This is a genomic window from Micromonospora sp. NPDC049275, from assembly GCF_043197115.1.
GTDB lineage: Bacteria > Actinomycetota > Actinomycetes > Mycobacteriales > Micromonosporaceae > Micromonospora.
Window position 1 is genome coordinate 653,005 of record NZ_JBICSN010000002.1, and the last position, 10,690, is coordinate 663,694.

Genomic DNA, 10,690 nt, shown 5'->3' on the forward strand with positions numbered 1-10,690 from the left:
GGGATCAGTAGGCGAAGGCGAGCGGACGCTCGGCGTCGTCGTGGGTGTCGTCGATGGGGTGCTCCTCGCTGACGTCGGGCACGCCGGCCCTGGCGTAGCGCAGCAGCAGCTTGACCTCGATCACGGCGAGGGTGGCGTAGATCAGCGTGAAGGCGGTGAACGAGGTGAGCACCTCGGCCAGCGAGACGCTGCGGGACACGCCGTTGCGGGTGAGCATCTCGCCGAAGACGATCCACGGCTGGCGGCCCATCTCGGTGAAGATCCAGCCGAAGGAGTTGGCCAGCAGCGGCAGCACCGGCATGGCCAGCCCGGCACGCAGCAGCCATTTGCTGCGGGGGGTGCGGCCCTTGCGCTGGCTCCACAGCACCAGCAGGGCGATCGCACCGGCGGCCAGCCCGAAGGCGACCATGAAGCGGAAGCTCCAGTAGGTGACCGGGATGATCGGGGTGTAGCTGCCCGCGCCGTACTGGGTGGCGTACTGGGCCTGCAGGTCGTTGATGCCGTGCACGGTGCCGTGCGGGTCGCCGGTGCCCAGGTACGACAGCAGGTAGGGGATCTTGAGGGCGAACACCTCGCGGCTGCCGTCGAGGCTGCCGATGGTGAGCACGGAGAACGAGGCGGGGCTCTCGGTGGTGTAGAGGCCCTCGGCGGCGGCCATCTTCATCGGCTGCACGTCCGTCATGATCTTGCCCTGGATGTCGCCTGTGAACAGCACTGCCGCGGAGGCGACCAGCACCACCCAGGAGCCGAACTTGGTGGCGAAGCGGTACGCGCCGGCGTCGGCGGAGTCGCGGTTGCGGATGACGTGATAGAGGCCGACCGCGACGATCAGCGACCCGGCGACCAGGAAGGAGCCGGCCAGGGTGTGCGGGAAGGTGATCAGGGCGACCTTGTTGGTCAGCACGGCCGGGAAGTCGGTCAGTTCGGCGCGTCCGCTGTCCGGGTTGATCCGGAAGCCGACCGGGTTCTGCATGAACGAGTTGGCCGCGAGGATGAAGTACGCGGACAGGTTGGTGCCGATCGCGGCGGCCCAGATACTGGCCAGGTGCGCCCGCTTGGGCAGCCGGTCCCAGCCGAAGATCCACAGGCCGATGAAGGTGGATTCGAGGAAGAACGCGACGAGCGCCTCGATGGCCAGGGGCGCGCCGAAGATGTCGCCGACGAAGCGCGAGTAGTCGCTCCAGTTCATGCCGAACTGGAACTCCTGCACGATGCCGGTGACCACGCCCATGGCGAAGTTGATCAGGAAGAGCTTGCCGTAGAACTTGGTGAGCTTGAGGTAGCGCTCGTTGCCGGTGCGGTGCCACATCGTCTGCAGGATGGCCACCAGCACCGACAGGCCGATGGTCAGCGGCACGAAGAGAAAGTGGTAGACGGTGGTGACACCGAACTGCCAGCGGGCAACGTCCAACGCGTCCACCTGAGAACCCCCTGCCATTCGTACTACCAGACGTAGTAAATACTACTGCTCGTCGTAGACGCTCGGGCGGTCCGACACCGCCCGCAGCCATGACCCTGATCACCCCGACCCGACCTCGCGACCACCCCGCCGCGTGCGACGATGGCGCGCTGATGGACACCGCACACTCCCCCTGGCAGCCGCCGCCGATCTGGCGAGGCGCCCTCCTGCTGGCCCGCGCCCTGGTCGGCCTGCTCGCCCGCCTCGAGGTCACCGGCGACGTCCCCGCGCACCTGCGCCGCGGTCCCCTGGTGCTGGCCGCCAACCACATCAGCCCGTTCGACCCGGTGGTGATGGTCGCCGCCTGCCAGACCCGCGGCATCGCCCCGCGGATCATGGCGACCGCCGGGCTGTTCCGCGTGCCGGTGCTCGGGGCCGCCATGCGCCACGCCGGGCACATCCGGGTCGACCGGGGCACCAGCGCCGTGCACCGGGCCCTCGACGACGCCGCCACGGCCGTCGCGGCCGGCTCGGTGATCCTCATCTACCCCGAGGGCCGCATCGGCCTGGACCCCGGCATGTGGCCCGAACGCGGCAAGACCGGCGCCGCCCGACTCGCGCTGGCCTGCGGCGCCCCCGTCATCCCGGTCGCCCAGTGGGGCGCCCACGAGGTGCTGCCCTACCGGGCGCCGAGGGGCATGCTGCGCGGCGTCGCCCGCGCGCTGTGGCGCCGACCGGTGATCCGGGTGCACTTCGGCGCGACAGTCGACCTGGGCGAGACGGCGGCCGCGAACCCCGGCGCCGCCCGCCGGGCCACCGACCGGATCGTCGACGCGCTCACCGACACCCTCGCGCCTCTGCGTCCCGACGAACCCGAGCGGCCCCGCCACGTCGATCCCGGCCGCCCCGCCGACACCAGCCGGGCGCACCGCCGCCGCTCAGCCTGACGCAGACTCCGAGATCGACTCGGTTTCCTGGAAACCGGGGCCTCCACCGCCGCGGACACCGCGCTTTTCAGGAAACCGAGTCGATCACCGACCGTGCCCTTAACCTGTTGCGGCGGGTCCAGGAGCGACTCCGCCCGCAGCCCCGCGACGAAAGGCAGACGCATGAGCGAGCAGACGGTGCTGATCACCGGTACGTCCACAGGCATCGGCCTGGAGATCGCGCTCGGCTGTGCCAGCGCCGGCTGGCGCACCGTGGCCACCATGCGCGACGTGGCCCGCGCCGACCGGCTGCGCGAGGCCGCCAGCGCCGCCGGGGTCGCCGACCTGATCGACGTACGCCCACTCGACGTCACCGACCCGGCCGCGGTCGACGGCTGCGTCGAGGACGTGATCGGCGCGTACGGCCGACTCGACGCGGTGGTCAACAACGCCGGCGCCGGACACGTCGGCACCCTGGAACAGGACAGCATTGACGACGTCCGGGCCGTCATGGAGGTCAACTTCTTCGGCGTCCTGCACGTCAGCCGCGCCGCCCTACCCCACCTGCGGGCCAGTCGGGGCCGCCTCGTGACCGTCTCCAGCGTCGGCGGCATCGTCGGGCAGCCGTTCAACGAGGCGTACTGCGCGGCGAAGTTCGCCGTCGAGGGGTACATGGAGTCCCTCGCCCCGCTCGCCGCCACCACCGGCGTACGGGTCACGGTCGTCGAGCCGGGCGCGGTGGCCAGCGAGTTCGTCACCAACATCGCCATCGACGCCGACGCCGCCATCGCCGCCGCCGGGCCGTACGGGCCGGCGCTACGCGCCTACCTGGCCCGCACCGGGCAGGCGTTCGCCGCCGCGCAGTCCCCCGCCGACGCCGCGGCGGTGGTGCTCGCCGCGCTGACCGACCCGACGCCGCCGGTGCGGGCGCAGACCTCCGACGGCGCCCGACAGTTCGTCGGAGTCAAACTCGCCGACCTCGACGGCTCCGCGGTCGCCCGGCTGACCGGCGGCTGGCTGGCCTGACGCCGCACACGTCCGCCGGCCTGGGGGAAATCCCCCAGTGCACGACGGCTGCCAGCCGGCTTCTGCGCGGACAACCACGCGCCTAGCGTCATCTTTCGTGCCGCCGTCGGCGGTCGGGACGGGTGAGCAGGACGCCGGGCGGGCGGCGAGGAGGATGACGGGCATGGGCCTTCCGGTACGCGCGCCGAGCGCGGCCCCGCCGCCGGACGACCGGCGGCAGGGCAGGCGTTCGTGGCGGGGCGACCGCGCGGCGGCCGTGGCCCCGTTGCGAAAGCGCGCGGGCCGCGAGTTGGTGTTCTGCGTCGCCGGGCTGCCGTTCATCGTGCTCAACCCGGTGGCACTCTTCGTTGTCGCGGTGGACCTGAGCTGGTTCGTCAGCAATGGCGGGCGGGACAACCCCACCCCGACCGACCTGGCCATCGCCGTCGTCAGCGTGGGATCGCTGGCCGTGCTGCTGGTCTCGACGACAGCGGCCCGCAGGCTCGGCGCACTGCACCGCATGCTCGCGGCCCGGCTGCTCGGGGTGCGGGTCGCGGCGCCGCCGCCGGTGCGCGCGAGCCACGCCGGTCGGACCTGGCCCGGCTCCCGCGACGGTGCCGGTTGGCGGGTCGTCGGGTATCTGCTGGCCAAGCTGCCGGCCAGCCTGATCGAGCTGTACGCCGTGTTCTTCTGGATCGGCGGGCTGGTCAACCTGAGCTACCCGCTGCTGTGGGGGGCCTTCCGCAACCACCCGCCGGGGGTCCGGCTGGACCCGGTGCCGGTGTTCACGCCCTTCGGGTTGTTCGGCGACGGCACGTTCCGCGTCGCGACCCTCGGTGGCACGTTCGCCGCCGCCGCGGCGGGAGCGGCGATGCTGCTGGCCGCGCCGTGGGTGACCAGAGCCGCCACGTCCGCCGACGCCTGGCTGATCCGAGGTCTGCTCGGGCCGGGGCCGCTGGCGCAACGGGTCCACGAGCTGGAGCTGAGCCGGGCATCAGCGGTGGACGACTCCGCCGCCCTGCTGCGCCGGCTCGAACGCGACCTGCACGACGGCGCGCAGATCCGGCTGGCCACGCTTGCCATGAACCTCGGCATGGCCCGCCGCAAGCTCGGCGACGGCGATGAGGTCGCGGACGCCGCCGCCGTCCGCGAGTTGGTCGACGCCGCGCTGCGCAACGCCAAGGACGCCCTCGGCGAACTGCGCGCTCTGACTCGCGGGATCCACCCGCCGGTGCTCGACACCGGGCTGCCCGACGCCCTCGCCTCGCTGGCCGCCGACAGTGCGATCCCGGTCGAGCTGGAGATCGGCATCCCGGTCCGGCCCACCCCCGCGATCGAGAGCATCGCGTACTTCTGCGCCGCCGAACTACTGGCCAACGCCGCCAAGCACAGCTTCGCGAACACCATCGCCCTGCGGGTGACAGGCGGGCCGGGAGTGCTGCGGCTCAGCGTCGCCGACGACGGCACCGGCGGCGCCGACCCGAACCGGGGCACCGGCCTGTCCGGGCTGGCGCAACGGGTCGCCGTGGTCGACGGCACGCTGCACATCGCGAGCCCGCCCGGTGGCCCGACGACGATCACCGTCGAGCTTCCCCTGCGCGCATGAGGGTGCGCGTGGTGATCGCCGAGGACGCCGCCCTGTTCCGGGCGGGTCTCACCCGCCTGATCGAGGACCACGGCCACCAGGTGTGCGCCGCCGTGGGCGACGGCGAGACGCTGCTGGCCGCGGTGGCCGAGCATCAGCCCGACGTTGTGGTCGCCGACATCCGGATGCCGCCCACCCACACCGACGAAGGGCTGCGCGCCGCACTCGAGATCCGCCGCCAGCACCCGCGCACGGGGGTGATGGTGCTGTCGCAGTACATCGAGACCACGTACACGGCCCGGTTGCTGGAGGGCAACGCGGCGGGCGTCGGGTACCTGCTGAAGGAACGGGTGGCCGACGTCGCGGAGTTCGCCGACGCGCTACGGCGGGTCGCGACGGGTGGCACGGCGCTCGACCCGGAGGTCGTCGGTCAACTGCTGCGCGTAAGCCGCCGAGCCGGCGGCGTGGCGGCGCTGACCCCACGCGAGCGCCACGTGCTCGCGTTGATGGCGGAGGGGCGCTCGAACGCCGGCGTCGCCGACGCGCTCACGGTGACCGGCGGAACCGTGGAGAAGCACGTCGCGAGCATCTTCGACAAGCTGGGGTTGCCCCCGGACGAGGCCGACAACCGCCGCGTCCTCGCGGTCCTGCGCCACCTCAGTTCGTAGGTCGGCACCGACGCGCGCCGGGGCTGGGGGCTAACCCCCACGTCGAAGCTGGGGTTTTCCGGTTGGTGCGCACATCGAGGCTCTTCATACCGTTTGGGCACAGTGTTGTCCCGAAGGGAGCCGTGAGGTGAGCGTGGTTTTCGCAGTACGCAAGGCAGTGCGGTGGCGCGGCGTCGTGACCGCCGCGACCGTGGCGGCAGTGCTGGCCACCACTGTCGGCCCGGCGGCCGGGTCGGCCGCACCGCCCACCCCGGATCACGTGTCGACGGCCACGGTGCTCCAGGAGGGCCTGGACGAGTTGCACGACCTGGGTGTGTCCGGGACGCAGGGCCTGGTCCGCGACGGGGGCCAGTTGACAGTGGCGCGCAGCGGTGTGGCCGACCTGGACACCGGCGCGCCGATGCCTGTCGACGGGTACTTTCGGATCGGCAGCACCACGAAGACGTTCGTGTCGGTGGTGGTGCTGCAACTGGTCGGCGAGGGCCGGATCAGGCTGGACGACCCGATCGAACGCTGGCTGCCCGGCGTCGTCGCCGGCACCGGCAACGACGGTCGGCACGTCAGCGTTCGGCAACTCCTGCAGCACACCAGCGGCCTCTACGATGCCACCGGCGACCTCGCCGCCCTGCGGTCGGCCGACGAGTTCCTGGCGCACCGCTTCGACCACTACACCGAGGCGCAGCAGGTGGCGACCGCGATGCGGCACGCGCCGCTGTTCGTCGCCGGCACCGCCTGGAGCTACTCGAACACCAACTACCTGCTGGCCGGAATGCTCGTCGAACGCGTCACCGGGCACCGGTGGGACACCGAGGTACGCTCCCGGATCCTGCTGCCGCTGCGCCTGACCCACACGTTCTACCCTGGCGACCAGCCGACGCTTCCCCAGCCGCACGCCAACGGGTACCGGCAGTTCGAGCCCGGCGGGCCGCTGGTCGACACGACCGTGTTCAATCCGACGGTGACGGCGTCGGCAGGCGGCCTGGTCAGCACCCCCACCGACCTGTCCCGCTTCTGGCAGGCGCTCGGCCACGGTCAGCTACTGCGGCCCGCGCAACTGGCCGAACTGCGCCGGACCGTGCTGGCCGACGGGTTCCAGGGCATCCGGCCGGGCATCCGGTACGGGCTGGGCGTCATGTGGATACCCAACCGGTGCGGCGGTTCCTGGGCGCACGTCGGCTCCATGCCCGGGATGAGCACCCTCGCCGCGGTCAGCCCGGACGGGCGCCGCTCGACGGTCCTGTACCTGGCCACCGAGCTGGCCGACCCGGGCCCGGCGGTGGCGGTCATCCAGCGGCAGATGACCCTGCTGGACGACCTGATCTGCGGCTGACGCCCCGTGCGGACGCCGTGCGCGCGCTCAGGACGCTCAGCGGGTCTGTAGTCGCTGCGTGATGAACAGGGCGGCGCGGTCCAGGGCGTGGTCGGCTTCGTCGAGCTGGCCGATGAAGGACTGGAAGACGTGCGGAACGCCGGCGGTGATGTCGAGGATGACGTCGACCTCGGCGTCGCGGGCGCGGTTCGCCAGCCGGACGGAGTCGTCGAGCAGCAGTTCGTTCGTGCCGACCTGCAGCAGGATCGGCGGGAAGCCGGTCAGGTCGGCGAGCACGGCGGGCGCGGCGAGCTCCTGGTTCGGGTCCTGGCCGGCGAGGTAGAACCCGGCCGTGTGGGCCATGCCCTCTCGGGTGAAGAACGGGTCGATGCCCTCCTTGGTGTCCATCGACTCGCCCGTGCGGGTGTGGTCCAGGCCCGGCGAGAACGCGACGAGCGCGCCCGGCAGAGGCAGTCCGGCGTTTCGGGCGGCGAGGGTGGTGGTCACCGTGAGGCCGCCACCGGCGGAATCGCCGGCGAACGCGATCGACTCGGCGGCGACGCCGCTGTCGAGCAGGGACCGGTACGCCGCGAGGCAGTCCTCGATCGCGGCCGGGAACGGGTTCTCCGGAGCCAGCCGGTAGTCGAGGGAGAAGGCCCGCATTCCGGTCCGCGTGACCAGGCTCGCGGTCAGGCCCATCGCGGTCCGCGGAGATCCGAGCGCGAACGAGCCGCCGTGGAAGTACAGGATCGTGCCGGGGCGGGCTTCGCCCTGCGGTTCGACGAGCACCGCCGGACGGCCGCCCAGAGTCAGCTCCGAGGTCCGCGCCGCAGGAACCGGGAACTGCGCCATGAGCGCGGCGAAGCTCTCCCGCATCGTCTCGACCGGCTCCGGCACGAAGTCCTTGGGCCCGTCGCTCAGCATGGCGCCGATTGCCGCGCGCTGTTCCCTGCTCATGTCCGACGCCTCCCACAGGCGATAAAGTAGCTGCCGTGGAAGCTAATATACCTGCCGCGGCATCTTTTTCAGGTGCCGGGCCCGCCACACTCGCTCAGGTCTTCAGTGACCTGGTCCGCTGCGAGACGCGGCTCTACAACGCGTTGAACGAGACGTTGCGCCGCGAGCACGGCATCGTGGCGTCGCAGTTCGAGTTTCTGGCCTACCTACGGGACCATCCTGGTTCGCGGGTCGCCGATCTCGCCGAGTTTTTCGCTATCGGGGTCGGGGCGACCAGCAAGGGCGTGGGCCGGCTCGAGGCCCGGGGCTGGGTGCGGCGCGTGCCGAACCCCGCCGACGGCCGGTCACTGCTGCTGGAGTTGACCCCGCAGGGCACGCAACTCGTCGGTGACGCCGAAGGCACCTTCCAGGAACACCTGGCCACGCACATCGGTCGGTCGATCGCCCCGGCCCAGGTCACGGAACTCGGTTCCACGCTCGCCCGGCTGCGCGCCACCCTGGAGCACGGCGGTGTCGGCACCCCCGTGGGCTGACAGCCGCCAGGTCCCGCGCGAGAGGGCGACAGACGCCGGCCGGCCACCCGCAGGCCACCAACCGGGGGCATACTGCGTCGCGTGCTGACCCGATTCGGCTATCTGGACGCGCCCGCGCCGCTGGCGTTCGCCCATCGCGGCGGCGCGGCCGAGGGCGACGAGAACACCACCGAGGCGTTCGCCCGGGCCATCGGGATGGGCTACCGGTACGTGGAGACCGACGTGCACGCCACCGCCGACGGGGTGGCGGTGATCTTCCACGACCCGACGCTCGCGCGGGTCACCGGCGAGGCGGGGCGCATCGCCGACCTGCGCTGGGCCGACCTCGCCTCGGTACGCGTCGGCGGCGCCGCCGTCGTACCCCGGCTCGACGAGGTCCTGGGCGCCTGGCCGCAGGTCCGCTTCAACATCGACGTGAAGGCCGACGGCGGCGTCGCGCCGACCGTCGCGACGGTGACCCGGGCCGGCGCCGACGACCGGGTGCTGCTCGCCTCGTTCAGCGACGCCCGACTGACCCGACTGCGGGCGCTCACGCAGGGACGGGTCGCCACCAGCCTCGGCATGCGCGGGGTCGCCCGGCTGCGGCTCGCCTCCCTGCACGGGCGTCCGCTGCGGCTGCCGCCGTCGGTGGTCGCCGCGCAGGTGCCGCCAAGCTACCGGCGGGTGCCGGTGGTGGATCGCCGCTTCCTCGACTACTGCCACCGCATCGGCCTGCAGGTGCACGTCTGGACGATCGACGAACCCGCCCAGATGCACGACTTACTGGATCGTGGTGTGGATGGCATCATGACCGATCACGTCGGCGTGCTGCGCGACGTCTACCGCAGCCGCGGCCACTGGGCCGCCTGACCATCATCGAAGGACCCCCGATGGCCGAGACCGTGACCCCCACGGTGGACGACACCCCGCCCCCGGCGAGCACCCGCCGCGAGCGCAGCGGCTGGTACATCTACGACTGGGCGAACTCGGCGTTCCAGACCACGGTGATCACCGTGTTCCTCGGCCCGTTCCTGACCACCGTCGCCGAGCTGGCCGCCGGCTGCGAACTGGGCGCCGACACCTGCGACGGGTACGTGCACCCGCTGGGCATCCGCGTGGCGGCCGGCTCGTACTACCCGTACCTCATCTCGCTGTCGGTGTTCCTCACCGTGTTCGTGCTGCCGGTCATCGGGGCGATCGCCGATCGGTCGGCGCACAAGAAGCGGCTGCTCGGCGGAGCCGCGTTCACCGGCGCGGCGGCGACCATCGCGATGGCCTTCGTCACCGGCGACCGTTACCTCCTCGGCGGGGCGCTGTTCCTGGTCGCCAACATCTCGTTCGGCGCCGCGGTCGTGGTCTACAACTCCTTCCTGCCGCAGCTCGGCGGCCCGGACGAGCGCGACGGAATCTCCAGCCGCGGCTGGGCGCTGGGCTACCTCGGCGGCGGCGTGCTGCTGGCGCTGAACCTGGTCGCGGTCACCGTGCTCAGCGAGGACGACAACCCGCAACGCACCCTGGACCTGGCCCGCTGGTCGATCGTCTCCGCCGGTGTGTGGTGGGCCGCGTTCACGCTGGTGCCGCTGCGCTGGCTGCGCGAACGCCCCGCCGCGGCGGCCCTGGCGGCGCGCGGCAACGTGCTCACCGACGGGTTCCGGCAGCTCGGCCACACCCTGCGCGAGGTCAAGGCGTACCCGCTGACGTTGTTCTTCCTGCTCGCGTTCCTCGTCTACAACGACGGCATCCAGACCGTCATCACCCTCGCCAGCCAGTACGGCACCGAGGAGCTGCGGCTGGAGCAGAGCACCCTGATCGTCACCATCCTGCTCGTGCAGTTCCTCGCCTTCGGAGGCGCGCTGAGCCTCGGCGCACTGGCCCGGCGCATCGGCGCGTGGAAGACGGTGCTGCTCAGCCTGGTGCTGTGGACCGGTGTGATCCTCGGCGCGTTCCGGCTGCCCGCCGAGGCGCCGGTGCCGTTCATGGTGCTCGGCGCCGCCATCGGCCTGGTCCTCGGCGGCAGCCAGGCGCTGAGCCGGTCACTGTTCAGCCAGCTCATCCCCACCGGCAAGGAGGGCGAGTACTACGGCTTCTACGAGATCAGCGACAAGGGCACCAGCTGGCTCGGCCCCCTCGCGTTCGGCCTCGTGTTCCAACTCACCGCCTCCTACCGCGTGGGCCTGGTCTCACTGCTGATCTTCTTCGTGGTCGGGTTCCTGCTGCTGGCCGCCGTGCCGATCCGGCGGGCCATCGTCGCCGCCGGCAACACCCCACCCCGGGTGCTCTGAGCACGCGTCCCGCGCCGGACAGATTCGGACCGGTCGATCGGCTAGGC

Annotated in this window: 10 protein-coding genes; 8 read left to right on the forward strand and 2 right to left on the reverse strand. The window is 71.9% G+C overall.

Translation table 11 applies throughout. The features are described 5' to 3' along the window. Nucleotides 1-4 precede the first annotated feature (4 nt). Complete coding sequence (locus ACGFIE_RS08455) at nt 5-1,420, reverse strand: cytochrome ubiquinol oxidase subunit I (RefSeq protein ID WP_393292436.1); 1,416 nt, start codon at nt 1,418-1,420, stop codon at nt 5-7. A gap of 152 nt (nt 1,421-1,572) precedes the next feature. Between ACGFIE_RS08455 and ACGFIE_RS08460 the strand changes: the two genes are divergently transcribed. From ACGFIE_RS08460 to ACGFIE_RS08480, 5 genes are all read left to right on the forward strand, one after another. Continuing rightward, nucleotides 1,573-2,346, forward strand: a complete 774-nt coding sequence (locus tag ACGFIE_RS08460) for a lysophospholipid acyltransferase family protein (RefSeq protein WP_393293199.1) — start codon at nt 1,573-1,575, stop codon at nt 2,344-2,346. A 162-nt stretch (nt 2,347-2,508) separates the two neighbouring features. Next, a complete protein-coding gene (locus ACGFIE_RS08465) occupies nt 2,509-3,351 on the forward strand; it encodes an SDR family oxidoreductase (protein ID WP_393292438.1) in 843 nt (280 codons plus the stop codon). Nucleotides 3,352-3,514: 163 nt separating this feature from the next. Next, on the forward strand, nt 3,515-4,936 hold the full coding sequence (locus tag ACGFIE_RS08470; protein ID WP_393292441.1) for a sensor domain-containing protein: 1,422 nt from the start codon (nt 3,515-3,517) through the stop codon (nt 4,934-4,936). A gap of 2 nt (nt 4,937-4,938) precedes the next feature. Next, nucleotides 4,939-5,583, forward strand: coding sequence for a response regulator (locus ACGFIE_RS08475; protein WP_393293201.1), 645 nt, complete (start codon nt 4,939-4,941; stop codon nt 5,581-5,583). Nucleotides 5,584-5,710: 127 nt separating this feature from the next. Continuing rightward, nucleotides 5,711-6,913: a serine hydrolase domain-containing protein gene (locus ACGFIE_RS08480; RefSeq protein WP_393292444.1), complete on the forward strand. Its 1,203-nt coding sequence runs from the start codon at nt 5,711-5,713 to the stop codon at nt 6,911-6,913. Between the two features lie 36 nt (nt 6,914-6,949). Here the strand turns inward: ACGFIE_RS08480 and ACGFIE_RS08485 are convergent, their stop codons facing one another. Then, the gene (locus ACGFIE_RS08485; protein WP_393292446.1) at nt 6,950-7,849 is read right to left on the reverse strand and encodes an alpha/beta hydrolase; all 900 of its coding nucleotides are present in this window, start codon (nt 7,847-7,849) and stop codon (nt 6,950-6,952) included. 35 nt (nt 7,850-7,884) lie between these two features. Between ACGFIE_RS08485 and ACGFIE_RS08490 the strand changes: the two genes are divergently transcribed. The 3 genes from ACGFIE_RS08490 (at nt 7,885) to ACGFIE_RS08500 (ending at nt 10,643) form a co-directional block, all read left to right on the forward strand. Further along, nucleotides 7,885-8,382: a MarR family winged helix-turn-helix transcriptional regulator gene (locus tag ACGFIE_RS08490; protein WP_393292448.1), complete on the forward strand. Its 498-nt coding sequence runs from the start codon at nt 7,885-7,887 to the stop codon at nt 8,380-8,382. 81 nt (nt 8,383-8,463) lie between these two features. Beyond that, nucleotides 8,464-9,231 (forward strand): glycerophosphodiester phosphodiesterase, encoded by a 768-nt coding sequence (locus ACGFIE_RS08495; RefSeq protein WP_393292451.1) that lies wholly within the window; start codon nt 8,464-8,466, stop codon nt 9,229-9,231. Between the two features lie 20 nt (nt 9,232-9,251). Continuing rightward, entirely contained in the window at nt 9,252-10,643 is a 1,392-nt protein-coding gene (locus ACGFIE_RS08500; RefSeq protein ID WP_393292453.1) for an MFS transporter, read from the forward strand. The last annotated feature ends 47 nt before the right edge of the window (nt 10,644-10,690 follow it).